This is a genomic window from Candidatus Bodocaedibacter vickermanii, from assembly GCF_014896945.1.
Classification (GTDB): Bacteria; Pseudomonadota; Alphaproteobacteria; order UBA6184; family UBA6184; genus Bodonicaedibacter; species Bodonicaedibacter vickermanii.
This window is the reverse complement of record NZ_CP054719.1, coordinates 860,017-884,840: the sequence shown is the minus strand read 5'-3', so window position 1 is coordinate 884,840 and position 24,824 is coordinate 860,017. Positions and strand designations below refer to the sequence as shown.

Genomic DNA, 24,824 nt, shown 5'->3' with positions numbered 1-24,824 from the left:
TTTTGTTGCTCATCCCCTTTGTGTGGTTCGCAAGCAAGTGGGGAGAGCGTGATCGCTGGTGTACCAATCAAACCTTGTCATTGATTTCGAGGTTTGAGGGATTTTTTCCAAAAGCGTATCTCTGCCCTGCTGGGGTTCCAACAATTGGTTTCGGGCATGTAGTAGAAGATAATGAAAACTTCTCTGGGATACATCTAGCGCAAGATGAGGCCTTGGAATTATTGCGGTCAGATCTTGTTAGCGCCAATGATATTCGTCCTTATTTAAAAGACCCCGATAGTTTAGCGCCCCATCAATTGGATGCGATCACCTCCTTAACTTATAATATGGGGCATCCTGAGATTGGTCATTCATTTTTGATAAAACATATTAATGAAAATAATATAGAGGCTGCCTATGATTTTTTTGCGCCTTGGCGAGGGATTGGTGACAAAATTGTTCCTGGCTTAGCAAAGCGCCGCTTGGTAGAACTTATGGTGTTTGCAAATCGACCTCTTGACCCAAAGAGCAATTTATAGTCCCCTTTATGGTTAAAACCTTCGCCTTCCAGGCGAAAAAGACTTCAGTCCTTGGTAAAGGAAAAGAGGCGAGGTATTGAAAAAAAGGAGTAAATATGATACCCTAGCTTAGTCTTCAAGCGCTAGCGCTTGAGAAACGCGACGGGTATCATATGACAGATTATAGCAAAACCAGCCACACCGTATTTTACCATAGATATCACTTAGTATGGATCACCAAGTATCGTAAACGAGTTCTAAGTGGTGAATTAAGATTACGAGTGCGTGAGGTGATCGCACAGGTTGCTGATGAACTGGGTGTTAAGGTTTGCAATGGCGTGTTGTCAGCAGATCATGTGCATATTTTTGTAGAAATACCTCCCCACGTATCGGTCAGTGAATTTGTAAAAATAGCAAAGGGACGATCGTCAAGAAAGATTCAGCAGGAGTTTCCTAATATCAAGAAAGAATATTGGGGAAGACACTTCTGGGGGCGAGGGTTCTTTAGTTCAACGAGCGGCAATGTTACTGATGACATCATTAATGCCTACATCAACAATCATACGGACTCTTTCCAGTCAAATAACCTTTCTAATATCTCTTTAGAGTAGTCAGAGACTTCCAGTCTGTAATTACAACCTACCAGCTTCAGCTGGTAGTGGTTGAGTGCCAAGTGCTCAATGGGGCATTCCACTTAAATACACGGATGAAAATTGGAAGATGTTAAAAAAGATCGATGCAAAAAGCGGCTCAGGTCTTCTTGAAGAAGCCGTGAAGATCTTTTATGAATATCAAGCCAGTAGAGTAAAAAACGCCAATATTGTCAAATTATAAGACTGATTTTAATTGTTTATTAATATTTTTTTTGTAACCTGTTAAGTGTTAAAGAGAAAGAATATTAATGTATTGTTATCAACGTGATAAAATCAGAGCGTATTGGCGCCCCACACACTTGTTTAGTCATGCATTAAAAGATGTTCTTTTGTCGCCATCGAATGTGTTTTCTAATCAATACGTGCGATCAATTGGCGCTGTGCATGAAATTATCCACCGATGGACGCGCCCCAATAAACGCCCTGAATTTAATATCAACAGTGTAGATGTTGACGAGACAAAATATGCAGTTGTAGAAAAAATTGTACTAGAAAAGCCTTTTTGTCGCTTAAAGCTTTTTGAAAAAGTTGGATGCGATATTGATCAACCCATCGTGTTAGTTGTTGCCCCTTTGTCTGGGCATTATGCCACGTTGCTTAGAGATACTGTACATACACTATTGCAAGACCATAAGGTATATATAACAGATTGGGTTAGCGCATATAACGTTCCAGTATCAGATGGAGAGTTTGATCTAGATACTTATGTGGAATATCTGGATGATTTTTATGCATTTTTAGGTCAAGGTATTCATGTGTTGGCAGTGTGTCAGCCTTGCATACCAGTATTAATGGCGGCTGCTGTTTTGGAAGAAAAAAATGCACCCTATCAACCTGCGTCAATGATTTTAATGGGTGGACCCGTGGACACGCGCATTAGCCCCACGGTCGTAAATACGATGGTGGAGCAATTGCCCATCGACTGGTTTGAGCAACATATGGTGTCTGAGGTTCCGCATTATGCTCCAGGTGCGCGTCGCAAGGTAACCCCCGGAAATTTAATCTTGGGAGGGTTCATTCAAATGAATATAAAATCCCATATTCAAAAGCATTACGAACATATTAAGAATGTTGCCAATAATAATCAAAAAGCTGTTCGTTCTCATCGAGAGTTTTATGATGAATACTTATCTGTCATGGACTTACCTGCCGCTTATTTTGTGCAAACGATGGATAAAGTTTTTAAACAGCACCTGGTTGCGAAAAATGAGATGACCTATAAAGGCAAGCCATTTAGTTTTAAATCTGTTACTCGACCTGCGTTAATGACTGTTGAGGGAGAAAACGATGATATTACAGGCATCGGACAAACGTACGCAGCGCACGATGTTTGTTCGAATATTCCCGAACACAAAAGAGATCACTTTTTAAGATTAGATGTCGGGCATTATGGTATTTTTAGCGGCAGCCGTTGGCGTAAAGACATATATCCTCAGGTTCGGAGCTTTATCAAAAGGCATCATTAAGTTTTTCTAAAACGTAAGTTCCTGTTTTAGAATTAAACGTTATCCCAGAGTTGTTAGAAAAGATAATAACATGCGTATCGGTTTCTGGGGTGTACTCTAAATAAACAGAGGCCCCCGTTACCAACCCCTCGTGCCAATAAATAGTTTTAGAATTTCGAACATATGTTTTTATTCCATATCCATAATAGCTATCGCCCCCCTCGTCTACTGTATATAATCCGCGCATTAGTTGTAGCAAACAATTCGCGGTTGCAGGGGGAGTGTTAAACGCTTTTCCAGAGTGTAATGCAGTGTTCCATTTGCATAAGTCTTCCGCGGTCGAAATCATATCTGCGACTCCGAACAAGCGCGCTTTATTAGGGTCATAGGTGCTTATAACTTGATTGCGATTGTGTAAGAAGTGATAAGGGTAACATAATTTATTAGCAAGGTTTTGACGTACTCTGTTTGGAATTTCTGGCCCATTAAAGCTTGTGTTTTTCATTCCAAGGGGGGTAATAAAACTTTGAGTAATATAATCAGCTGCGGGCATGCCGCTAACGTTCTCAATCACAAGTTCTAGCAACGCATATGCAGCGGAACTATACGTGAATTTAAGTGGGTTGCGTGGAGAGAGACTTTCGCTGTATACGCGATCTATAAATGGTTGAGTGTTTGAAGTTTGGGGTGCTGTTTTAACTTCTGAAACATGGGTTAATAAATGATGCAATGTGGTGCTGTGTGGCCATGCTGGGTCTTTTACAGTTGGCGTGGTATTAAATTTTAGATAAGAACTTACTGGTGCGTGTAGGTTAAGCCTCCCGGCGCTCATCAATTTTAAAATAGCAGCGGCGATAAATTGTTTTTTTAAAGACCCAATATAAATTTGGGTTGTGGGCGTAAATAAGATTTTCTCTAAATAATCGGCATAACCAAATGGTTTTTCCAATACAGTTAAGTTTCCTGTTCGTACATATATTAACCCCGAAGCTATTTTGCTTTTTCCCGATACCGTGGGTAAGATTATGTGTGTGGTGTTAAATTTTTTGGCAGATGTGCTTGATATTAGCATAAGCATTACTATCGCAAAAAGGGATCTCATAAATACAGCCTGTTGAAAATGATACAAAATGGTTCAGGTATTTTATACGAAAACAATTCAATTATTCAATCACAATACAGTTGTATCAAATTAAGAGAGGGTTTTGATCCGGCAACATGCTTGTTCAAGAGTTGTTAGTCGGATTTAGGAGTGGCTGCTCGTTGTAAGCGTTCGTTAATTGCAAGACCAACGCCAATATTGGGGATTGCGGCGACTGCGATTTGATTAATGTTCGAAGTTGTTTTATCAAGAGCTCTCAGAAAGTCAAACAGGTTTGTCGCTGCTTCGTCTAAATTTCCAGTTGGACTAAGGTTCAACATGACGTCAGATGTAAGTTCGTTTGATCCAAACGTTAAAAGGGCTTCGTTCGGCAAAACGTTGTTTGCGTTTAATCTGACAGGCAGTGATGGAGAGTAATGATGTTTAAGTTGTCCGGGCGCCTTGATTGCTTCGGTTGAAGATTTTTCTGACACAGGCATATCCAAGAAATTTTCGATGTCAGTTTTTGTAATAAACCCGGGTCTTAAGATTGCAACCTCTTCGTCAGAGCAATCAACAATCGTAGATTCTAACCCTATGCAGGATTGATCCCCTGGTATAATAAATACATCATCGTGAAACTCGTTGCGCACATGCTCATGTTTTGTTGGGCTGACATATCCAGATTTGTTGGCACTAGGTGCGGCAATAGGGTTCGGATAGCGGCGAAGAAGTTCTAGGGCAACGGGATGATTTGGTACTCGAATCGCGATAGTTTCTAACCCCGCAGTTACGCGTTGTGAGATGTTGTTTCCAGGGCGCAAAGGGACAACCAAGGTTAGCGGACCTGGCCAAAACGATTGAGCCAATCGAAGTGCGGATCGATTAAATTCCCCATATTTAAGGGCAGTGTCTAGATTTAAAACATGAATAATCAGAGGGTTAAAAGAGGGGCGACCTTTTAGCAAAAATATTTTCTCTACAGCTTGGTCATTGGTGCAATCAGCCCCAAGCCCATAGACTGTTTCTGTGGGAAACGCTACAGGCTCTCCACTTAATAACGTTGTAATAGCAATATTTATATCATTCATGAGTGCAAATTTCTTAGTATGACGACACGAGCCCTTTTCCAAAAAGTTTTGATTCAAACGTTTCAGTTTTAAGATCTGTTATATTTTTTGTAAGTAACATTCTTAACGAATCTTGTACAGACTTTTGTGATAAATGATATTCAATAAAGGGTGGATATAGACCTTCTTGATGCAAAGTAGCCGGATGAGATAATAGTGTGCTTAACGATACCCAGCGATAGTCTTCCATTTCCACGTGGTTGCGCTCATATAGCGTGCCTTCAAAGCGAACTCTAGCAGCGTTTTCTTTAATTAGTTCAATGGGGGCGTATGAAACTTCTGCAGCAAAAGATACGTACTTTTCATTGCCGTGTAATTTTAATAATTGATCTAGTTTCGTAATTTCTTTTTTAAAATAATACGCGGTTTCCTCATGAAATTCGCGCAATGCAGCTTCTTTTGCGGTTTCTTCAGGGTCTAGTTTTCCGCCAAAGTCAGACCAAAAGTTGCGGTAAACTCCGCCTTGTGAGCATGATCCGTATCCCAATAGAACGACTCGCGTTCCTTCTGGGGTTATGCTTAGGGGTAAAACACCCGCTGCGCATGCTTCACGAGAATGCTTGTTGACGCGTTGCCGGCGACGTAAAAAATTTGATTTAGAGTTCTTCATCATTTCATAAATTCCTGGGCACATGTTTCTTATGCGTGTTATGTAGAGACAGCCATTCCAACTTTCAAGCCCTATTACAATATAAACTTGAGTTTTTTGTCCGTATCCCCTAGGATGAGTATTATTTTTATTATGGAATTAAAGGATATCTTTATGCTAAAGCATCTGATCACATGTTTGACCTTACTTATTATTATTACAGGATGCAAAAAAAATAAGCAAGAAGAAGCTGTGTTGCGAATTGTTACAAGTGCAGATCAAGCTCCTTTTGAATTCTTTAATTCTAAAACTCACTCAATTGAGGGGTTTGATATTGATTTGGCTAAAGAAATTGCAAAACGTCTTAATATGGAAGCAGTTGTGGTTGATATGGATTTCGGCGGTATTTTGCCCTCATTGCAAGCAAATCAAGCAGATATGGCGATTGCAGGCATTACGCGGACTTTAGAAAGAGAACAAACAATCGATTTTACAAATGATTATTACCAACCCAAAGTCGCGTTGCTTTCGTTAACGCAGCATCCAATAAAATTATTATCAGAGCTTGACGGACATAAGTCAGGAGCTCAATTGGGAACGTTTCATCAAATGCTATTGGAAGAAGTCGCGGCCAGCGGTATTGAAAAGTTTGAAATCGTTACGCGCAATCGATTGTTAGATTTGGTTCAAGAGTTGCTTTCTGGTAATATTCAGACAGTGGTGATGGACTATATTCCTGCCACAAAGTTTGCGCTAGCTAATGTTGGAAAGTTCGTGGTGGCAGAGTTTAAACATCCTTCTGTTAAGGCGTATGCGATTGCCTTGCCTAAGGGGTCGATATTAAAAGAAAAAATTAATGCCGTCCTAAAGCAATTGATTGATGAAGGATTCATTAAACAGTTAGAGCAAAAATGGCTTTCAGCCGAAAGTGAGCAGGCTAAATAATGAAATTTGGCAATTTAGGCAAAGACGAGATTGAGTTTATTTTAGGTGGATTGTGGGTTAGCTTAAAATTTACTGCCATCTCAGTGGTTGGCGGGGTATTTATGGGAACCCTTTTAACTTTTTTTAGATTTTCTCAATCTAGATTATTAGAATTTATTTCGGCTGCATACGTTTCGATTTTTAGAGGTGTTCCACTTATCGTCCAGCTGTGTTTGATCTATTTTGGAACCACGATAATATTTGGATGGCGGTTGTCTACATTTGCTGCTGGGGTAATGGTTTTTTCTTTGAACTCTGGCGCATATGTTTCAGAAATTTTTAGGGCGGGTATACAATCGGTGCCGTCTGGACAGTACGAAGCAGCGATGTCTTTGGGTGTTCCCTATTGGCGCCGTATGAAAGATATTATCTTGCCCCAAGCAATTCGAAATGTTTTGCCATCACTTGTAAACGAGTTCATCAATCTATTTAAAGAGTCGGCCATTGTCGGTGTTATAGGTGAGACTGATTTGATGAGGCGATCTCAGATGGTTGCAGCACATAAGTTTACATACTTTGAACCCTTTATTGTGGCTGCTTTGTGCTATTACGTAATGGTGTTGATATTTTCTTATGGTGGTCGGATTATAGAGCGAAAGTTTAGGAGCAGAACATGATCGAGATCAGAAATCTATCGAAGCAATTTGATCGGCGAGTCATTCTCGATAACCTGACACTTTCGGTACCCAAGGGACAAACGTTGGCTATTGTTGGGCCGTCTGGCTCTGGAAAGTCGACACTATTAAGATGTATTAACATGCTGGAAAAACCAGATGCGGGAAATATTTTTATTAATGGTGAAGATGTTACCGATCCCAAAATTAATTTAGATCGTATTCGCAGCAATGTTGGGATGGTGTTTCAGGGGTTTAATTTATTTCCCCATATGACCGTTTTACAAAACATTACATACGCTCCAAAAGTTGTTGATAAAAAGACGCAACGTCAAGCAGAAGAGCGAGCGCTGGATATTTTAGATAAGGTTGGTTTAAAAGAAAAAGCAAATGCATATCCGGCTGAAATATCGGGGGGGCAAAAGCAACGCGTGGCAATTGCCCGGTGTTTAGCCATGGATCCCTATGTGATTTTGTTTGATGAACCAACGTCAGCGTTGGATCCAGAAATGGTTAAAGAAGTATTAGACGTGATTCGAAATGTTAAAGGTGATCATATTACAAAGTTGATTGTCACCCACGAAATGTCATTTGCCAAAGAAGTGGCGGATCGAATTATTTTTATGGATCACGGAATTATTTTAGAAGACAGGGATCCAAAAAGCTTTTTCGCAGCGCCAGAATCTGATAGAGCTAAAACGTTTTTACAAAACCTTACTTAAGCAAGTCGTCATCCGCCATTGATGAAGTTGAGGCTTTTCCTGTTAATGGAACTACCTTAATGCTAAGTTGATTGGCTTTGTGAATAAAGGTAATCTCAGACGTTTTATCAACAGTTTGTGCATAATACACCCCCCGCCAAGTTGGTGCAATGGTTAGCTCTTTTGCGGTCAAAATGGTTTGTTCAAATCCAAGGGGTAAAATCTCAGCAGTTTTGATGCGCACGATTCCTCCTGTAAAATGCGCTATTCCATCAACGGTTAATATGGGAACAGACGATGGAGAGGGTGTGTCTATATTAAATGATAGAACCCCTTGAGCGCCTAAAGTATAATCGCCTAAAATCTTGCCGGGGGTTGAGGCTGTTCCTTGAACAGTTTGAGCAAAGTGGTTTAGGGGTTCTTCAGAGTTTAATGTTCCACAGATAGACAGACATCCAAAATTTTCTTTTGAGTTAGACTCTGCAAATCGAACGTGATGTGTTTTTAATGTACCCTCTACGTTTACAGTGCCGCGATCAACCAGTGTTAGACCCCTGGACGTGTCTTCTTGCTGAACATCCATAACAACGTCTTGTTGGATATTCAGTGTATGCAAGACTCGTAATTGTGTTTGAATGGATAGGTCAGAGGTTCCTATACTCGCATCGTCTACGGTTAGTGTTTTTAATGCAGAAGATGTAATAACTGTTGGCGCATAAATGCGCAGAACCTCTGCAGACTGTTCGCTTTGTACTTCTATTGTGCCGCCTTGACCTATTACATTGATGGCGTACAAACCGAATGGATCATCAAGGGTTAGGGTGTGCCTCTTATCAATTTCAACGATAGGGTTAATTTCCCCATAGGCATTTCTAAATTTTTGCGGTTTTCGATTGTCATTCCAGATAGTTTTATCGGACAAATTTCCAGATTTATTTAGTTTAAAGACAAAGTACCGACCAGCATTTTTTATTTGCGTAAGCAACCAATCGGCATGTGAATATAAAGGTTCGGAATAAAATTCGCCCCCACTTGTATGGCTCACGACACCAATAATAGCCCCCGTAGCTGCGTCCATAATAGGTCCGCCGCTGTCGCCTTCAGCAGGGTGGTCACCGACTGGAATCGATAATGCTTCGTTTTCTATTTCTGCTTCATCAAGTAATAATATGTCGTGATTGTGTTCTTGTGTGCGAAACGCTTGGGTCGACATTATACGACGTTGGGGGGCGACTAAATCATCTTGTGGGCTTGTTTTTCCGTAACCTGCGACTTGCACCAGTGATTTTTTTAATATTGTTGTGGAATCTAATAGCATATGTTGAGGTGTTGGTTTTACGGCTAAATCGTTTAGATCAACAAATACTAGCCCTAGATCATAAGACAAATCTTTCTTTGACCCTTCGATATATTTTCCTAAAGCAAATCTTCCAATAATAGGCATTTTTTCAGAGTCTGTATCGGTGTTTTGTGATGCAAACGATAGGGTTTGATATCGGCACTTTGTAACTATTTCTTCGGACGTAAGCTCTGCGCAATGACCTGCTGTTAATACAATGCCAATATCACCATCAATACCTATCAAGGTAGATGAGCAACTGCTTGTTTTTTTTCCATGGACAACTAGTCGCCCAATGTTGTTCATTTTCTCAGCGGGTTTAGTGTATTTTTCAAGAGCAACGCCCGGTTTTGGAACAATACCAAAGGTTGGATGAATCATCCAAAACACTAGACCTACGAAAAATAAAACGACAGGATTTCTCATTGCTTTTGTCCTTTTTCTATTGGTGCATTTCGTAGCACCAAGATGCTGATTCTGCGATTGGAGGAGGAAAGTGGATCTTTTGAGTTTAATAAGTCATTGCTTGCCTTTCCGACAACTGAGGCTATTTTTGATTCTTGGAAATCAACGGTCACTAAGAATCGTCTGGATTCTAAGGCTCTGTCTGTGGATAGATCCCAATTGTTATAGGTTGCGTTGGCGCCATAAGGGCGTCCGTCCGTGTGTCCCGTGATGTTAATTTTATTTGGAAGAACGCGAATAACTTTTGCGACTTGACTAAGGGCTGTCCGCATTTCTGGTAACATTTGTTTACTGCCAACTGCAAACATATTGGTGTTGTTTTTATCAATAAGTTCTATTTTTAACCCTTCGGGGGTAATGCTAATTAAGATGTTTTCTGACAGCGGTTGTAAAACAGGATCTTTCAATATAGATTCGTTAAGGGCTTGTTGAGCCTCTTCAAAAACCCGTTGCTCTTTTGCGGCTGATTCGGCATCAGAATTAGAGCCTGTGTTTTCGTCATAGCTTTCTGTTGATGTTGGTTCCTCGGTCGATTTGCTTTTTGGTGCAGCGTTATAATTGGTCGTGGGAGAAAAAATAGATTGTTCAAGTTTCATTTTATCTAGGATGCCAATCTCCTCTAAGCTTTGCCCGCCTTCTAAAATAGAGTTTGTTCCGGCAACATTTGCAGAGGCGCCAACGGGCGCAAAATAAGTTGCAACCCCTTTTCTGATATTTTCAGGCATAGAGCTTGTAAGCCACATCATTAAGAAAAATGCCATCAGCGCGGTCATAAAATCAGCATATGCGATTTTCCACACGCCGTGACTTTTGTGATCTTCGTGACCATGTTTGTGTTTTCCACGAATAATAAGAGTTTTATTTTTACTCATTCTTTAGTCTCGGATCCGGGGTCTGATGATTTCTTGCCATTGTTATAAACGGCCTCTTCAAGATCCTCAAACGTGGGTTTGTAGTTTATGGGCAAAGTTTTCCTGCCAAGTTCAACAGCGATTGCCGGGGCATAACCATGAAGAAAATTTAATAAAACCTGATGAATACATTTGTGCATATTCATATCTTGTTCGTTGATGGCAATAAGGTGCCCTCCCATGGGGCCCACTATTCCATATGATACGAACACACCCAGAAATGTTCCAACAAGTGCAGCGCCAATTAGGTGACCTAAAACTTCGGGAGGCTCAGCTATTGATGCCATTGCAAGAATAACTCCTAATACAGCAGCCACGATACCCAGGGCAGGTAATCCATCTGCAAGAGTTTGTAAAACTTTGGCGCTTTCTTTTAAATATTTTGTGGAGTATTGTTCAATTTCAGTTCCAAGAACCTCATCTAGGTGATAAGGGTTGTCTACACCCATGGCGATTGTTCGCAAGTATTGTTGGGTAAAACTTAATAACTCTGGATCAAATATAAACTTTGGGAATTTAAGAAAAAGCTCACTTTCGATGGGTTTTTCAATATCTTTTTCGACGGCTAGAAATCCTTTTGTTTTTACAACCTTAAGAAATATTGCTAGAAACACTAGCATGTCTAAATAATCTTTCCTTTTGTATTTTGATCCTTTAAAAACTTGAGGAATATCTTTTATTAAATGAATAAGTGCGTGAGAAGGAACTCCGATGAATAAAGATCCAATGCCTGTTCCCATAATCACAATAAATTCTACGGGTTGCAGCAAGACCAAAGGATTGCCCCCGGCTAACATAAAGCCGCCAATAGCGCTAGAAAAAATTATAACAAATCCAATTATGGGGAACATAAATATCACCTCTAATAAAAGAAGATTAGCTTAGAAAACTTAAAATATAGTAAAGGTGGGGCGATAAATATTTATGCGACGAATCCGGAAATACATGGGACAGAGATGCGAAAGACCATAAGTCGAAGTTATAAGATGTTTCGTGCCAACAATTTTAGAGCCGCAGGAACAAGTGTTTCTGTTGTTGCATCGGGCATTGTTGCGACAATTTTCTGAAGAGCTTGTTGAGCTTCATATCGCTTGTATCCTAATTGTAATAATGTGGATAAAGCGTCATCAACACTCAAGGTAGAATTCGATGTGATGTTTGGATGGCTGATGACTATGTCTTGTTTAGACGCATAATCTTTTAGCTCAACTAAAATTCTGGTGGCGACTTTTGGGCCGATGCCGTCTGCTCTTTTGAACGCTGCAGCATCTTGGGCGATAATGGATTCTAATATTTGATCGGGGGTCATGATAGAGAGAATAGCTGCAGCGGATCGGCCGCCGATTCCTTGAACAGACATTAGTTTTTGGAACAGTGTTTTTTCGTTGAATTCTTTGAATCCGTACAGAGTTATCATTTCGGGACGGATTAATGTTTCAATAAATAGACTGATCTGATCGCCAATTTTGGATTGATGTAATATGTATGCGGGCACCGTTGTTAAATATCCAACGCCATTTACATTCAAAATGATTGAGTCGTCTAAAATATGTTCGACGATGCCTGTTAGTTTTCCGATCATGATAATTCCTTTGTATAGACTGAATGGTGACCATGGCATATGGCAATGGCTAATGCATCGGCTGCATCAAGTTTTACAGGGGCTGCCTTTGGGAGTAGAACCTGTACCATGTGTGAGACTTGTTCTTTCGTTGCATGACCAACGCCGACTACTGACTTTTTAACTTTGTTGGCAGGATATTCTGCCACAGTTAAATTAAATAACGCAGGAGTCATTAGTACTACACCGCGCGCCATGCCTAGTTTTAGCGTGGATACAGGGTTGTTGTTAACGAATGTTTCTTCCACTGCGGCTTCCAAGGGGGTGTATTGATGTATAATGGTTTCAAGTCCTTTATACAGATCCACCAAACGATGGGCAAGCTCCGCCTGTACAGACGACGATATAACACCGTGCGCAACATGAATTAATTGGTTGCCTTTAATGTCTATGATGCCCCAGCCTGTGTGACGTAAACCGGGGTCTAATCCTAAAATTCTGCGGATCAATCTAGTTCAACTTTTCTGCAATATCGCTGGGGATGTCAGCATTGTCCCAAACACTTTGCACATCATCATTGTCTTCTAACGCATCCATGAATTTCATGAATTTTTGTGCAGAGTCTAGATCTGTGATTGCGTGAGGAGATTTTGCTTTCCAAATTAGCTTTCCGCTTTCTGGGTCGCCAAGTTTTGCTGTTAGGTTGTCGCGGACGGTTGCAAAATCGTCAACTGAACAATAAATTTCGTGACCCTCATCGGTGGATTCAACATTTTCGGCTCCTGCTTCTAGGGCTGCTTCAAACATTTCGTCAGCCGATAGTTTTTCTGCGGGATAACGCAAGTAACCAAATCGATCAAACATAAAGCTAACACTACCAGATTCGCCCATGTTGCCGCCTGCTTTTGAGAAGATGAACCGTACTTCAGGAGCGGTTCGGTTGCGGTTGTCGGTTAAGCATTCAACGATGACAGCGACGCCTCCTGGGCCATAGCCCTCATAACGGGTTTCAATGTAATCTGTGCCGGCGTCTTCACCACTTGCTTTTGCAATGGCGCGTTCAACGTTGTCTTTTGGCATGTTGGCTTCGCGGGCGCTGATCAAGGCAACTCGTAATTTGGGATTGCTGCTGGGATCCGATCCGCTGGATTTAACAGCAACGTATATTTCGCGAAGTATTTTTGTGAAAATCTTTGCTCTTTTTTTATCTTGAGCACCCTTGCGATGCATGATGTTTTTAAACTGCGAATGACCGGCCATAATTTATCCCAATAAAATTGTGTCTTTTATTTTTAATCAAAATACGAAAATTTCTCAATGAAAAAAAGATTGACCTTGTTGACAGTTGAGGGGTAATTGCTTACGATGATTTTTTTATTAGGAGAAAACTGTGGGCCGACTTATAAAAAGTGTACTGCTTTTTGGTGTTGTATTAACGAATGTGTTTGCCTCTGCAAAACCACAAGAGGGAGGCGATTTCTTCTCCTGACCAAAAACCAAATAAGCCTCAACACATAGATCCCCTCAAGAGAAGTATCAGTTTAGATGTTGGCTATCTTCCCTCTTTGAACTCTAACCGTGCGATTGGTGAGTTTGACTTAGACTTACGCCAAGTGAGGGGTGCTTTGTATGACTGGCAAAACGATGAGTGGCATCCTTCTGATTTTGTAGGGCGATCAATATTGTATTCACTATTTAGTATGCTGACATGGGGTCCAACTATGGGACAAATGGCAACGTATCATGCGTTTGGACATTCAACACGGTTTAGATCAATCGGAGTTGATACAAGCTTTGTTAATACGGGTAAGACGGTTTGGAGTGTTTATCAAAATGGAATTGATAAAACAAAAGTGGGGGACTGTTTGTCTGATAATTATTTCTCAACGCTTGGTGGAGTAAGTGCGATATCCGCGATTGTTCCAATTGCATGGATGGGATCTGCTATTTTGCCAAGACCAAATCGAGATCTATTGTTTGTGCCTAAAGACGCTGACTATCATTATGATGTTTCAAAATTTAAAGCTGATGGGGCTGGAATAAAAAAAATTTAGAGAAGCCACTTGATAACAAACGAAGGACAGAACTTGAAACAGAGGGAGATTGTCAAAAGGAGGTAATCTTTATTAAGTGGATACAGAAGACTTTTACGCCACAGACAGTTGTGTTGATTTTCGCAGGTGGTTTAAACAATCAACAAGATCAATCGCGTAGAGTTGAAAATCATCTTTGGTATAGTGGTGGTGATCGCTTTACAACTGTTGGAATATATTTTTGAGATAAGACTTGGGCTGGATTTCAATCATCTTTAAGTAGAAACAAGGGGTATAATGATGGGCAAGATAGCTCATATATTTGTTCGGCTTATAAAAAAATGGGCATCGATTTAACGCACGAAGAAATTATTAATCATTCTTATCTTTCGTATTTCTTAAGTGCGCAAACCTATGCAAATATTTACCAAACATACAAGACAATTACAGAGGGTGAAAATCGTGTGTATGCACCGGAAGTTTATAATATTAAACTTCCAAACGTAGCCTTTTATTTTACAACAAAAGGACAAACATACAATGTAAGTTCCGGGTACCGTTATAATAATGATACGTTGTTTTTTCCTGTAAGTGTTGAGTTTGGGTTAAAGGAGTCGGTATGAGGAGTTAATGTTGGTGTGCGCAAAAAGTTTCCAACGTTTCATGACAGTTTGGTTCATGTAGAGGTGGTCTTTAATTCCGAAGCTGTTGGCGGATCTATTTATGGGGGAGCCATTTTTAATCAACTGTGGAATGCGCAAGCAGGCGTTACCTATCACTCTGCGAAAACTTTTCAAGGTGAGCGAAATATTCCATCGTATAAGAACGGCGATACTGATATTGAGGCATGGGTAAAAGTAGGTGTTGTTTATTAGTTTTAATTGCCTTGAATCTGTAATATTTGTCTCTATAATAAACCTATCGCAATTTTGTGATAAAAGTGTTAAATTATTCTCGCTTACAGATTGGCAACATTATGGACAATAACGTTAGATTATTTTTGAAAACAAACAATCGCACCTATGATATGTGGGGGCATAGTATTCTTGTTTTAATGATAATCAGTTATACAATGTATTTCTTGGTAAGGCAGAATTTCTCATTAGCTATGCCTTTTATTGAGGGCACGTTAGGTTTTTCAAAAACTGAAATCGGCGTTATTATGACGTGTTCGTTATTTGTTTTTGGAGTTGGTAAATTTGTAAATGGCTTTTTGGGTCACTTGTTGCGACCAAAAATCTTCTTATCTTTGGGGTTGGTCGGATCTTCTTTAATGAATATTCTGTTTGCTAAAACATCAGCTTTATGGGCACTAAGCGTTGTATGGTCGTTTAATGCTTTTTTTCAATCCATTGCTTGGCCTCAGTGTGTTCGACTGATGAGCGAATGGTATAGCCCCACTCAACTTGGAACACGATGGGGGTTGGTCAGCATGGCTAACCAAGCGGGATCGTTTTTAGTGTTTGCCTTTTTTACATTTTTGATTGAGGCCTATGGGTGGAGAGCATCTTTCTTAATCCCAGGAGTCGTTGGTATTATCGCTGGACTAGTGATTCTAGCTTTACCGTTAGAGGTGCCTAAAGAGTTGGGACTGTGTTCAATGGAAGAGCGTCATGGTCTTGCTGTAGAGCAAGGGGGTCAATCAGGTTCTAGTTTTCAGCAAGTTGGATGGGATATTTTATCCGAAATCTTAAGAAATAAATTCTTGTGGTATGTTTCGTTGGCGACGTTTTTTATTTATATTGTAAAAACGGGGTTTTGCTCGTGGGCTCCAACATATTTAAAAGAAGCTAAAGGAATGGGAATTAAGTCTGTAGGATTTAATATGGGAGCATTTGAGTTTGCTGGAGCGTTTGGAGGATTGGTGGCGGGATGGCTTTCGGACAGGGTGTTTAAAGGTCGACGAGGACAGGTGGGCGTTATTTATTTAGGTGGAATGGTTATTTTGCTTGCTGCGCTTTGGTTGGCACCTGTGAATGCTTCAGGATTAGATACGATTTTGTTGGCAGCGCTTGGATTTGTTTTGTTTGGACCGCAAGTGATGGCAGGGGCTGCTTCGGTTGATTTGTCTAGTAAAAGAGCCGCTGTTGCTGCCAATGGGTTTGTGGGATTCTTTTCTTATTTTGGAAGTTCTATAGTGTCTGGGGTTTTATTAGGATATGTTACTCAGCATTACGGATGGTCAGCAACGTTTTTAATTTTAATCGTGTCTTCTATAATAGGAGCCTTCTTTTTTTGGAAAACATTGGGATATACAAAAAAGGTTGTATCAATGCAAAAAAACGATAAAATTGAGCCTTCTAAAGAAGCTGTTAACCTTTCATAAATAAAATGGTTAAATAATTATCGGGTGTTAAGGAAAAAGATAATGAGCGCTAAGCCACTTTGGGTTCCCTCAGAGAGCTATATTCATTCTACAAAGGTTTCGGAATTCATCCGGACGGTTAATGAAAAATTTAATCTAAACATAAATTCTTTTTCTGAGTTGTGGGAATGGTCTGTAAGCTTTCCGGAAGATTTTTGGAAATCTGTGGCACTGTTTACAGGATTTATTTCAACCCCACTTCACGGGGCCTTCAAAATCGATAGCTCGCATATGTGGGAACAGCACTTTTTTCCTGATGTAAAATTAAACTTTGCAGAAAATTTATTGCGTAGAAGAGATGATAATCCTGCCATTATTTTTTATGGGGAAGATCGGGTTACAAAAACTCTGAGTCATAAAGAATTATATGAAAATGTGGTGATGCTGGCAACCGCATTAAAAAAGGACGGATTAAAGCCGGGCGATCGTGTTGCTGGTTTTGTTCCAAATACTCCAGAGGCTTTGATTTCGATGTTGGCTACAGCTGCGTTAGGTGGTGTGTGGTCGTCGGGCTCTCCGGATTTTGGAGTAGAGGGTGCCCTTGATCGTTTTGGTCAAATAGAGCCGAAATTTTTGTTTGCTGCGGATGGTTATTTTTATAACGGCAAAGAAATTAATGTTTTAGATAAAGTTGCTGAAATTGCAGCTAAGTTACCCTGTTTGAAAAAGACCATTGTTTATAATTATGTCGGTAGTTCTGAAAACAGTTCTTTACCCGATGAAATCATCAGATGGGAAGATTTTATATCTGGCAAAAGCGCAACAGACTTTGAGTTTCAAAAATTCCCGTTTAATCAACCGTTGTTTATTATGTTTTCATCAGGAACAACGGGCAAACCAAAGTGTATCGTGCATGGTGCTGGAGGTGCGTTGTTGCAGCATCTGAAAGAACATCAGCTGCACATGGATATTCGTCCCAATGATCGGATGTTTTATTTTACGACATGCGGATGGATGATGTGGAATTGGCTGGTGACTGGATTGGCGAGTGGTGCCACATTAGTTTTGTTTGACGGGTCTCCATTTGCTCGCAAGGGGCGTATATTAATTGACATGATTGATGATGTTGGGATTACATTGTTTGGAGTGTCTGCAAAATATATTGATGCTATTGCAAAATTAAAACTATCACCTAAAGACACTCATAAACTAACAACATTGCGAGCGATTGCGTCAACAGGATCACCGTTGGCTCACGAAAGTTTTGATTACATTTATAAAAGCGTTAAGTCGGATGTTCAATTGGTTTCGCTGTCGGGTGGAACAGATATCATATCATGTTTTGCATTGGGTAATCCGATTGGATCGGTTTATCAAGGTCAGTTGCAAACCAGAGGGTTGGGGCTTGATGTCGATGTATTTGATGAGCAGGGTCATTCTGTAAAAGAAACGAAGGGGGAGCTTGTTTGCAAAAGTGCTTTTCCAGCAATGCCCTTATTTTTTTGGAATGATCCTGAAAACAAACGATATAAAGCCAGCTATTTTGAGCGATTTGATAATATTTGGTGTCATGGAGACTATGTTGAATTAACAGCAGAAAACGGCATGATATTCCATGGTCGGTCGGATGCCGTTTTAAACCCTGGTGGGGTTAGAATTGGTACTGCGGAAATTTATCGCCAGGTTGAAAAGATCGATGAGGTCTTGGAGTGTTTTGCGATTGGTCAGCAGTGGGAACATGATGAGCGTGTGGTGTTGTTTGTAAAGCTAAGAGATGGTCTTGCGTTAACGGATGAGTTAAAGCAACGAATTAAAGACGTTATTTTGGAAAACACAACTCGTAGGCATGTGCCGGATGTAATTGTTAGCGTTCCTGATATTCCAAAAACGCGAAGTGGAAAGATTGTAGAGTTAGCAGTAAGAAGCATCATTCATGGTGAAGAAATCAAAAATAAAGATGCTATTGCTAACCCAGAGGCTTTAATATTTTTTGAGAACATATCTGAACTGAAGAAGTCATAAAGATTTTTGGGCTTGTACTATAGCTGACTACTTATAATCTGAGTATGCGTTGCTCGGTCGCTAATGTACATTTTAGTACATGTCTCGCCTCGTTCCTATATTCAAATTAACTTATTCTAGTATAGTTAAGATATTACAAACAGCTCTTACGCCATTGATTTAAGTGGGGTAGTTGAGATTTTGTGGAGTATTAAACGCCACTCACATTCCTTCAAAAATAGCTCAACACTCTCTCTAGGTATAGTATTAATGCCACGCAAATGACGCTTTGCTTGATTTCAGAAATTCTCTATCCATTGATATGATTTTGCTTGTCTGGCAACGTGCCTGCATCCACCAGCGTGACGCTGGATTCCTTAGAAAGTAATCCCGTTTGTCTGACCCACTTAACAGTGGAGCTCACCTGAAAATCGATGAAACTCCACACGGCTCACCCGTAAGACCTGCTTCCGGTCTTATCCACCTAAACATAAAATAACCAAAGAAAAGTTCACGCAATGCTTCCAGATTCTGACGATGAGGTTGTTGCAGGACAATAGGCTATACGTTTAAAAGAAGTCGTTCGGGGTCTTCCAACATTTGTTTGATGCGCACCAAAAACGTAACGGCTTCTTTTCCATCGACCAAGCGATGATCATAGGATAATGCTACATACATCATGGGTCGGATTTCGACTTTGTCACCAATTGCAACGGGGCGATTTTGAATGGCGTGCATGCCTAAAATACCACACTGCGGAGGATTGATGATGGGGGTAGACATCAAGGATCCAAAGGTTCCCCCATTGGTGATGCTAAACGTTCCACCGTTTAATTCGCTAATTTCAAGTTTGCCATCTTTTGCTCTGGTGCCCAAGTCAGAGATTGCTTTTTCAATATCAGCGAATGTAAGTTCATCGACATTTCGTACAACGGGGACAACTAATCCGCGGTCTGTGCTGACGGCAACGCCAAGATCATAATAGTGTTTAAAGACGATGTCTGTGCCGTCAATTTCAGCGTTTAAAGCTGGGATTTCTTTTAAGGCTTGAACGCATGCTTTTAAAAAGAACGACATGAATCCCAGTTTAACGCCATGGGATGCTTGAAAGGATTCTTGCAAGCGTTTGCGAAGATCCATAACGTGGCTCATATCGATTTCGTTAAAGGTCGTTAAAATAGCTGCAGTATTTTGAGCGTTTTTTAAACGCTCAGCGATCTTTTTGCGAAGTCTGGACATGGTAACGCGCTCTTCCCTGTCGTTGGTTTTTGGGCGATTTGCGGAGGTTTTAGAGGGGGGGGCCACAAATTGTAAAACATCCGTTTTTGTTAAGCGACCATCTTTTCCAGAAGATGGAATAGCGGATGCAGACAGGTTGTTTTCAGCGAGCATCTTTTTCACCGAGGGCGGATTCTCTGCTGGTAATGCAGCGGGTTCTGGATTTTTTACGGGCTGCTGAGATGTTGTTTTTGGAATCTCGGATCCCTCCTCCATGCGACCTAAAATATCGCCAAGGTTGACAATAGACCCTTTGGGAAAGGCTATTTCTTTCAAGGTGCCTGACACGGGTGCGTTGACTTCAAGAGTGACTTTATCGGTTTCCAATTCTACTAATAATCCGTCTTGTTCAATGGATTCACCAGCATTTATATACCATTTTCCAACGGTTGCTTCGGTTACGGATTCACCAAGTATGGGTACCAAAATGTCTTTCATCTTAAGTCCTTTTAGGGGTTAAAGCTGCGTGTATTATAGCGGATTGTTCAGCCTGATGTACAGATGTATAACCAGTTGCAGGCGATCCAGCGGATGGGCGACCGACATAGTTTGCGTCAATTCCCATGTCTTTTAGAGCAAAAAACACATGTGTCCAGGCACCCATATTTTTTGGCTCTTCTTGACACCAGACGATTTCCGCATCAGGATGTTGAGCGATTATTGTGCTTAACTCTTGTGCGGGGAATGGATAAAGTTGTTCAAGGCGAATGAGCGCAATATTTTGATCAGATGATCGATTTTCCAATAAATCATAATAAATTTTGCCCGAGCATAATACGATCTTTGATGCTTTCATTGCAACTTTTGAATCATTGATTACAGGTTGAAATTTTGAGCCTGTAGACATGTCGTTTATGTTAGAGACCGCTAATTTATGTCGCAACAAAGATTTGGGGGTCATGACAATTAATGGCTTGCGATTCGGACTGTGGATTTGACGTCGCAACAGGTGGAACATGTTTGCGGGCGTTGTTGGAATTGCAACCTGGATATTGTCATCAGCACACAGTTGTAAAAAACGCTCGGGTCGGGCTGATGAATGTTCGGGCCCTTGACCTTCTAATCCATGAGGTAACAACAATACCAGACCGTTGTACAAATCCCATTTTGTTTCTGCGGAGGCGATGAATTGATCGATGATGATTTGAGCGCCATTGACGAAGTCACCAAACTGAGCCTCCCATATGACGAGGCGATTTGGATTTGCAAGAGCAGTCCCATATTCGAACCCCATGACAGCGTATTCTGATAAGACGCTGTTGTAGACACTCAGCTGAGCTGTTGCATTTGGCAGGTGATTGACGAGGAAAGTTACATCATTTGTGGTCTGATCGTATAGCCCCACATGTCTGTGAGAGAACGTTCCTCTGATGCAATCCTCACCACTGATTCGCACGGGAGTACCCTCTATGAGTAAGCTGCCATAGGCTAGTAATTCACCCGTTGCCCAATCAATATTGGAACTGCTTTCCATCATCTGTTTTCGAGTTGCCAATTGACGAGCAATCTTTGAATTGAGATCAAAGTTTTCAGGAGGCGTTGATAGATGGGTTCCGATTTGTTTCAGAAGAGCTTCATCAACACCTGTTTTTGGTTCTTGCGAATGATTGTTGGGATGAGTTTTTTCCCAGCGACCTGAGTGTGACGTATAATTTTCAAATGTCCAATCAGCTGCGCGATCATAAGCAGCAACCAATTTGGATTCATACTTTTTACGAATGTCGTTTGCATGTTGTTGAGTCAGTGTTTTTTTCTCAACCAAGAATTGTTCATATTGGTTTAATACGGACTTGTGCGATTTTATCTTTCCATACATTACAGGTTGAGTAAAATTGGGTTCGTCACCTTCGTTATGACCATAGCGGCGATATCCAACCAAATCAATAATCACATCTTTTTTGAATTCTTGACGGTATGAATATGCAAGCCACGATACAAAAATACAAGATTCAATGTCATCGGCATTCACATGAAATACAGGAGCATTGACTGATTTTGCAAGATCGGATGCATAGTCAGTTGATCGTGTTTCTGATGGATTTGCGGTAAAGCCAACCTGATTGTTGGTGATGATGTGGATCATACCGCCGACAGAGTATCCGTTAACTTGGCTCATTAATAATGTTTCGGCGTTGACTCCCTGCCCTGCAAATGCAGCATCACCATGAACCAAAATTCCAAGTGCGTTGGGTGTGCCATCGTGTTGTTTTGCCCAAACGTTGCCCATGACAACGGGGTTGATGGCTTCTAGGTGAGAAGGGTTATAGAGTAATGATACATGGAGAGGTTTGTCGTGTAACATTACATCAACGCTGCCGCCCACGTGATATTTTACGTCACCCATTTTTCCATAATGGTTGGGAGATTTGTTCATGAACTTTGCAAACACTTCTTCATAGGGGCGACCCATAATATTGTATAACGTGTTTAGACGACCGCGGTGTGCCATACCAATTACAGCATTTCCTAATTCATCTGCAGCCGCGCGCGTTAAGATATCATGTAGCATTGGGATCAATGCGTCGCACCCTTCGATACCGAAACGTTTTGCACCGGGGAATTTTTTGGCTAAGAAATGTTCAAATAATTCTGCTTTGACTAACCATTCAAAAACTTCAATTTCGTCGTCTTCGGTTAATGCAAAGGGAGCCGTTTCAAGCCTACGCTTAATCCAATTGGTTTCATCCAAATTTGGAATGTGCATATATTCATAGGCAGATTTATCACAGTATACTTTTGATAACTGTTCGATGATCCCACGCAAGGTATCTCTGCGGCCTAATTTGAAACCTTGGATGGGTTGGTCTAAATCAGCCTCGGATACTGTATGGGCTTTTGTATTTAACCCAGGGTGACCTTTGGGAAGAGTTAATCCTAACGGATCTAGGGTTGCGGCATAGTGCCCCCAACGTCGATAGGCATCGGCAATGGTGGATGCTTTTAATGATAGTTCGGTTTCTTTTATATCTTGCGTGACGGAGGGTTTCGCAGACGAAGATGCTTTGGGTTTGACGTACGTTGATCCACGGGATAAATCTAACAAAACAGATTTTTCGGTGTCATTTAATTGCTGAAAGAACGATTGCCATTGTGGAGATACGTCTGTTGAATTTGCAACATAGCGTTTAAAAATGTCGGCGACATATAATGCATTTTCAGCATTTAAAAATGAGCTGTCTGAAATTTCTTTATTCATGATCTTAAAACGTCTTTTACTTTCTGTCCAATATCGGCGGGTGAATTCGCCATGTGTACCCCAGCCTCAGTTAGGTAGATTGTTTTGCCTTCGGCAGTATCATTACCACCAGAAATAATTGCACCGGCGTGTCCCATGCGACGACCTGGAGGAGCTGTCCGACCTGCAATAAATCCAATCACTGGTTTTGGTGTTTGGTGATTGCGAATAAAATCTGCGGCAGCGGCTTCCTCTGATCCACCTATTTCACCAATCATTACCACAGCATCGGTGTTTGGGTCATCAAAAAATAATGAGATGACGTCTGTAAATGTTAATCCGTGAATGGGATCGCCACCAATTCCAACGCACGTAGATTGTCCAAGACCAAGTTTTGTTAATTGATCAACAGCTTCATAGGTTAATGTTCCTGATCTGGAAACAACACCAATGCGACCGGGCTTGTGAATGAAGCCAGGCATGATTCCAATTTTACATTCACCGGGTGTAATGATTCCTGGACAGTTGGGTCCGATGAGTTTGCTGGTTGAGTTTTGTAATGCGGCATGAACGTTTAACATGTCTTGCACGGGTATGCCCTCAGTAATACAAATGATGAGTTCTATGCCAGCATCAATCGCTTCAAGAATTGCATCGGCTGCGTAGGGTGCAGGTACGTAAATGACAGTTGCATCTGCATCGGTTGCTTTTTTTGCGTCCAGTACAGTATCGAAAACAGGAAGCCCTAAATGTGTTTCGCCCCCTTTCCCGGGGGTGACGCCGCCGACCATTTTAGTGCCATAGGCAATGGCTTGTTCGCTATGAAAGGTACCCTGAGATCCGGTGAATCCTTGGCAGATGACTCGAGTATTTTTGTTAATGAGTATTGCCATGGGTTATCCTTTTACTGCGTTGACGATAGTTGTTGCTGCATCAGTGAGCGAATCGACGGTATGCAGATTTAAGTTTGAACGTGTCAGAATGTCTTTTCCTAGATCAACATTTGTACCTTGTAATCGCACCACGACGGGAACATGAATTTCCATTTCATGCGCAGCATCAACAATACCCTGAGCGATCACATCACACCGCATGATCCCTCCAAAAATATTGACCAATATTCCCCTGACAGCAGGATCAGATAAAATAATTTTAAAGGCAGCTTGAACTTTTTCTTTGGTTGCCCCACCGCCCACATCTAGAAAGTTTGCAGGTTCACCACCGTGAAGTTTGATGATGTCCATGGTTGCCATGGCAAGACCAGCGCCATTGACCATGCAGCCGATGTTGCCATCAAGAGATACATAGTTTAAATCGAATTTTGAGGCTGCGATTTCTTTTGGATCTTCTTCGGTAAGATCTCTGAGGGCTTGAATATCGGGGTGGCGAAACAGGGCGTTGTCATCAAAGCTGATTTTTGCATCCAAAGGAATTAGCGCATCATCGGATGTGATAACAAGGGGATTGATCTCAAGCATTGCGAGATCTTTTTCCACAAACAATCTAAACAATTTTTGGCATAAGGATCCAATTCCGTCTTTTGCATTCAGCGGTAGTTTTAATCCTTTTGCTAAGCGTCGACCATGAAACGGTTGGAATCCAGTAACTGGATTGATGGGTACTTTGATAATTTTGTCGGGATGTTTTTCAGCGACTTCTTCAATATCCATACCGCCTTCTGTTGATGCGATGATCGTGATGTTGGAAGTTTCACGATCAATTACAAAACTGAGGTAGAGTTCTTTTTTGATATTGACCCCAGGTTCGATATATACACGTTGAACACGTTTTCCCGAAGCCCCGGTTTGTTTTGTAACCAAGTTCATACCTAGCATTGCTTGGGCGTAGGTATTTGCATCAGCTGGAGTTTTCGAAACTTCTACGCCACCACCCTTGCCGCGTCCACCGGCATGGATTTGTGCTTTCACAACCAAGACTGGAGCGTTGAATGAGGCAATGGCGAGTTCAATTTCGTTGGTGTTAAAAATGACTTTGCCTTCTGGAATATTGATTCCGTATTGACGCAATAAGTCTTTTGCTTGGTGTTCGTGAATGTTCATAT

Annotated in this window: 24 protein-coding genes and 1 pseudogene; 11 read left to right on the top strand and 14 right to left on the bottom strand. The window is 41.0% G+C overall.

All coding sequences use genetic code 11. The annotated features are described in order from the left end of the window. Positions 1–74: 74 nt before the first annotated feature. The 3 genes from CPBP_RS04075 (at position 75) to phaZ (ending at position 2,616) form a co-directional block, all read left to right on the top strand. On the top strand, positions 75–518 hold the full coding sequence (locus CPBP_RS04075; RefSeq protein WP_350331590.1) for a lysozyme: 444 nt from the start codon (positions 75–77) through the stop codon (positions 516–518). Positions 519–670: 152 nt separating this feature from the next. Then, the gene (gene tnpA, locus CPBP_RS04070; RefSeq protein ID WP_350331445.1) at positions 671–1,108 is read left to right on the top strand and encodes an IS200/IS605 family transposase; all 438 of its coding nucleotides are present in this window, start codon (positions 671–673) and stop codon (positions 1,106–1,108) included. 290 nt (positions 1,109–1,398) lie between these two features. Beyond that, positions 1,399–2,616, top strand: a complete 1,218-nt coding sequence (phaZ, locus tag CPBP_RS04065) for a polyhydroxyalkanoate depolymerase (RefSeq protein WP_350331589.1) — start codon at positions 1,399–1,401, stop codon at positions 2,614–2,616. Here the strand turns inward: phaZ and CPBP_RS04060 are convergent. From CPBP_RS04060 to CPBP_RS04050, 3 genes are all read right to left on the bottom strand, one after another. After that, the gene (locus CPBP_RS04060; RefSeq protein WP_350331588.1) at positions 2,600–3,667 is read right to left on the bottom strand and encodes a serine hydrolase domain-containing protein; all 1,068 of its coding nucleotides are present in this window, start codon (positions 3,665–3,667) and stop codon (positions 2,600–2,602) included. The genes phaZ and CPBP_RS04060 overlap by 17 nt on opposite strands. Before the next feature lie 164 nt (positions 3,668–3,831). Continuing rightward, positions 3,832–4,767, bottom strand: coding sequence for an L-threonylcarbamoyladenylate synthase (locus CPBP_RS04055; RefSeq protein WP_350331587.1), 936 nt, complete (start codon positions 4,765–4,767; stop codon positions 3,832–3,834). Positions 4,768–4,780: 13 nt separating this feature from the next. Then, entirely contained in the window at positions 4,781–5,419 is a 639-nt protein-coding gene (locus CPBP_RS04050; protein ID WP_350331586.1) for an NUDIX domain-containing protein, read from the bottom strand. A 150-nt stretch (positions 5,420–5,569) separates the two neighbouring features. Between CPBP_RS04050 and CPBP_RS04045 the strand changes: the two genes are divergently transcribed. Genes CPBP_RS04045 through CPBP_RS04035 form a run of 3 tightly spaced genes read left to right on the top strand, consistent with a single transcriptional unit; the run spans position 5,570 to position 7,715 of the window. Continuing rightward, positions 5,570–6,340: an ABC transporter substrate-binding protein gene (locus CPBP_RS04045; protein ID WP_350331585.1), complete on the top strand. Its 771-nt coding sequence runs from the start codon at positions 5,570–5,572 to the stop codon at positions 6,338–6,340. Further along, positions 6,340–6,996, top strand: coding sequence for an amino acid ABC transporter permease (locus CPBP_RS04040; RefSeq protein WP_350331584.1), 657 nt, complete (start codon positions 6,340–6,342; stop codon positions 6,994–6,996). The genes CPBP_RS04045 and CPBP_RS04040 overlap by 1 nt, the downstream gene beginning before the upstream one ends. Next, a complete protein-coding gene (locus tag CPBP_RS04035; RefSeq protein WP_350331583.1) occupies positions 6,993–7,715 on the top strand; it encodes an amino acid ABC transporter ATP-binding protein in 723 nt (240 codons plus the stop codon). The genes CPBP_RS04040 and CPBP_RS04035 overlap by 4 nt, the downstream gene beginning before the upstream one ends. Here the strand turns inward: CPBP_RS04035 and CPBP_RS04030 are convergent. The 6 genes from CPBP_RS04030 to CPBP_RS04005 all read right to left on the bottom strand — a co-directional run bounded on the left by CPBP_RS04030 (position 7,708) and on the right by CPBP_RS04005 (position 13,230). Continuing rightward, positions 7,708–9,459, bottom strand: a complete 1,752-nt coding sequence (locus CPBP_RS04030) for a trypsin-like serine protease (RefSeq protein ID WP_350331582.1) — start codon at positions 9,457–9,459, stop codon at positions 7,708–7,710. The two genes, CPBP_RS04035 and CPBP_RS04030, sit on opposite strands and share 8 nt — an antisense overlap. Beyond that, complete coding sequence (locus CPBP_RS04025; RefSeq protein ID WP_350331581.1) at positions 9,456–10,370, bottom strand: flagellar motor protein MotB; 915 nt, start codon at positions 10,368–10,370, stop codon at positions 9,456–9,458. The genes CPBP_RS04030 and CPBP_RS04025 overlap by 4 nt, the downstream gene beginning before the upstream one ends. After that, complete coding sequence (motA, locus tag CPBP_RS04020; protein WP_350331580.1) at positions 10,367–11,260, bottom strand: flagellar motor stator protein MotA; 894 nt, start codon at positions 11,258–11,260, stop codon at positions 10,367–10,369. The genes CPBP_RS04025 and motA overlap by 4 nt, the downstream gene beginning before the upstream one ends. 128 nt (positions 11,261–11,388) lie before the next feature. Beyond that, positions 11,389–11,991: a Holliday junction branch migration protein RuvA gene (gene ruvA / locus CPBP_RS04015; protein ID WP_350331579.1), complete on the bottom strand. Its 603-nt coding sequence runs from the start codon at positions 11,989–11,991 to the stop codon at positions 11,389–11,391. Further along, the gene (gene ruvC, locus CPBP_RS04010; protein ID WP_350331578.1) at positions 11,988–12,479 is read right to left on the bottom strand and encodes a crossover junction endodeoxyribonuclease RuvC; all 492 of its coding nucleotides are present in this window, start codon (positions 12,477–12,479) and stop codon (positions 11,988–11,990) included. Before ruvC ends, ruvA begins: the two co-directional genes overlap by 4 nt. A gap of 1 nt (position 12,480) precedes the next feature. Continuing rightward, positions 12,481–13,230 carry a YebC/PmpR family DNA-binding transcriptional regulator gene (locus CPBP_RS04005; RefSeq protein ID WP_350331577.1) on the bottom strand — a complete coding sequence of 250 codons (750 nt, stop codon included), beginning with the start codon at positions 13,228–13,230 and terminating at the stop codon, positions 12,481–12,483. A gap of 461 nt (positions 13,231–13,691) precedes the next feature. Here CPBP_RS04005 and CPBP_RS04000 point away from each other — a divergent pair, with 461 nt between their 5' ends. From CPBP_RS04000 to CPBP_RS03980, 5 genes are all read left to right on the top strand, one after another. Then, complete coding sequence (locus tag CPBP_RS04000; protein WP_350331576.1) at positions 13,692–14,024, top strand: hypothetical protein; 333 nt, start codon at positions 13,692–13,694, stop codon at positions 14,022–14,024. Positions 14,025–14,344: 320 nt separating this feature from the next. Continuing rightward, complete coding sequence (locus CPBP_RS03995; RefSeq protein ID WP_350331575.1) at positions 14,345–14,626, top strand: hypothetical protein; 282 nt, start codon at positions 14,345–14,347, stop codon at positions 14,624–14,626. A 15-nt stretch (positions 14,627–14,641) separates the two neighbouring features. Beyond that, positions 14,642–14,878: a hypothetical protein gene (locus CPBP_RS03990; RefSeq protein ID WP_350331574.1), complete on the top strand. Its 237-nt coding sequence runs from the start codon at positions 14,642–14,644 to the stop codon at positions 14,876–14,878. A 65-nt stretch (positions 14,879–14,943) separates the two neighbouring features. Beyond that, the gene (locus CPBP_RS03985; protein WP_350331573.1) at positions 14,944–16,329 is read left to right on the top strand and encodes an MFS transporter; all 1,386 of its coding nucleotides are present in this window, start codon (positions 14,944–14,946) and stop codon (positions 16,327–16,329) included. 42 nt (positions 16,330–16,371) lie between these two features. Then, entirely contained in the window at positions 16,372–18,330 is a 1,959-nt protein-coding gene (locus CPBP_RS03980; protein WP_350331572.1) for an acetoacetate--CoA ligase, read from the top strand. A gap of 146 nt (positions 18,331–18,476) precedes the next feature. Here CPBP_RS03980 and CPBP_RS03975 read toward each other — a convergent pair. The 5 genes and pseudogenes from CPBP_RS03975 to sucC form a co-directional block, all read right to left on the bottom strand. Next, positions 18,477–18,643, bottom strand: a pseudogene (locus CPBP_RS03975) (IS1595 family transposase); the annotation flags it as partial. Positions 18,644–18,870: 227 nt separating this feature from the next. After that, the gene (odhB, locus tag CPBP_RS03970; RefSeq protein ID WP_350331571.1) at positions 18,871–20,025 is read right to left on the bottom strand and encodes a 2-oxoglutarate dehydrogenase complex dihydrolipoyllysine-residue succinyltransferase; all 1,155 of its coding nucleotides are present in this window, start codon (positions 20,023–20,025) and stop codon (positions 18,871–18,873) included. Position 20,026: 1 nt separating this feature from the next. Further along, a complete protein-coding gene (locus CPBP_RS03965; RefSeq protein ID WP_350331570.1) occupies positions 20,027–22,783 on the bottom strand; it encodes a 2-oxoglutarate dehydrogenase E1 component in 2,757 nt (918 codons plus the stop codon). Continuing rightward, positions 22,780–23,655, bottom strand: a complete 876-nt coding sequence (gene sucD / locus CPBP_RS03960; RefSeq protein WP_350331569.1) for a succinate--CoA ligase subunit alpha — start codon at positions 23,653–23,655, stop codon at positions 22,780–22,782. Before sucD ends, CPBP_RS03965 begins: the two co-directional genes overlap by 4 nt. A 3-nt stretch (positions 23,656–23,658) precedes the next feature. Then, complete coding sequence (gene sucC, locus CPBP_RS03955) at positions 23,659–24,822, bottom strand: ADP-forming succinate--CoA ligase subunit beta (RefSeq protein WP_350331568.1); 1,164 nt, start codon at positions 24,820–24,822, stop codon at positions 23,659–23,661. Between the last annotated feature and the right edge of the window lie 2 nt (positions 24,823–24,824).

Bases quoted from the DNA above. Each gene is read 5' to 3' on its own strand.
- tnpA (WP_350331445.1), top strand. From the start codon at position 671: ATGACAGATTATAGCAAAACCAGCCACACCGTATTTTACCATAGATAT.
- phaZ (WP_350331589.1), top strand. From the start codon at position 1,399: ATGTATTGTTATCAACGTGATAAAATCAGAGCGTATTGGCGCCCCACA.
- CPBP_RS04055 (WP_350331587.1), bottom strand. From the start codon at position 4,767: ATGAATGATATAAATATTGCTATTACAACGTTATTAAGTGGAGAGCCT.
- CPBP_RS04040 (WP_350331584.1), top strand. From the start codon at position 6,340: ATGAAATTTGGCAATTTAGGCAAAGACGAGATTGAGTTTATTTTAGGT.
- CPBP_RS04060 (WP_350331588.1), bottom strand. From the start codon at position 3,667: ATGCTAATATCAAGCACATCTGCCAAAAAATTTAACACCACACACATA.
- CPBP_RS03965 (WP_350331570.1), bottom strand. From the start codon at position 22,783: ATGAATAAAGAAATTTCAGACAGCTCATTTTTAAATGCTGAAAATGCA.
- CPBP_RS04035 (WP_350331583.1), top strand. From the start codon at position 6,993: ATGATCGAGATCAGAAATCTATCGAAGCAATTTGATCGGCGAGTCATT.
- sucD (WP_350331569.1), bottom strand. From the start codon at position 23,655: ATGGCAATACTCATTAACAAAAATACTCGAGTCATCTGCCAAGGATTC.
- CPBP_RS04050 (WP_350331586.1), bottom strand. From the start codon at position 5,419: ATGATGAAGAACTCTAAATCAAATTTTTTACGTCGCCGGCAACGCGTC.
- odhB (WP_350331571.1), bottom strand. From the start codon at position 20,025: ATGAAAGACATTTTGGTACCCATACTTGGTGAATCCGTAACCGAAGCA.
- CPBP_RS03995 (WP_350331575.1), top strand. From the start codon at position 14,345: ATGGGCATCGATTTAACGCACGAAGAAATTATTAATCATTCTTATCTT.
- CPBP_RS04000 (WP_350331576.1), top strand. From the start codon at position 13,692: ATGGGACAAATGGCAACGTATCATGCGTTTGGACATTCAACACGGTTT.
- sucC (WP_350331568.1), bottom strand. From the start codon at position 24,822: ATGAACATTCACGAACACCAAGCAAAAGACTTATTGCGTCAATACGGA.
- CPBP_RS03980 (WP_350331572.1), top strand. From the start codon at position 16,372: ATGAGCGCTAAGCCACTTTGGGTTCCCTCAGAGAGCTATATTCATTCT.
- motA (WP_350331580.1), bottom strand. From the start codon at position 11,260: ATGTTCCCCATAATTGGATTTGTTATAATTTTTTCTAGCGCTATTGGC.
- CPBP_RS04025 (WP_350331581.1), bottom strand. From the start codon at position 10,370: ATGAGTAAAAATAAAACTCTTATTATTCGTGGAAAACACAAACATGGT.
- ruvA (WP_350331579.1), bottom strand. From the start codon at position 11,991: ATGATCGGAAAACTAACAGGCATCGTCGAACATATTTTAGACGACTCA.
- CPBP_RS04030 (WP_350331582.1), bottom strand. From the start codon at position 9,459: ATGAGAAATCCTGTCGTTTTATTTTTCGTAGGTCTAGTGTTTTGGATG.
- CPBP_RS04005 (WP_350331577.1), bottom strand. From the start codon at position 13,230: ATGGCCGGTCATTCGCAGTTTAAAAACATCATGCATCGCAAGGGTGCT.
- CPBP_RS04045 (WP_350331585.1), top strand. From the start codon at position 5,570: ATGCTAAAGCATCTGATCACATGTTTGACCTTACTTATTATTATTACA.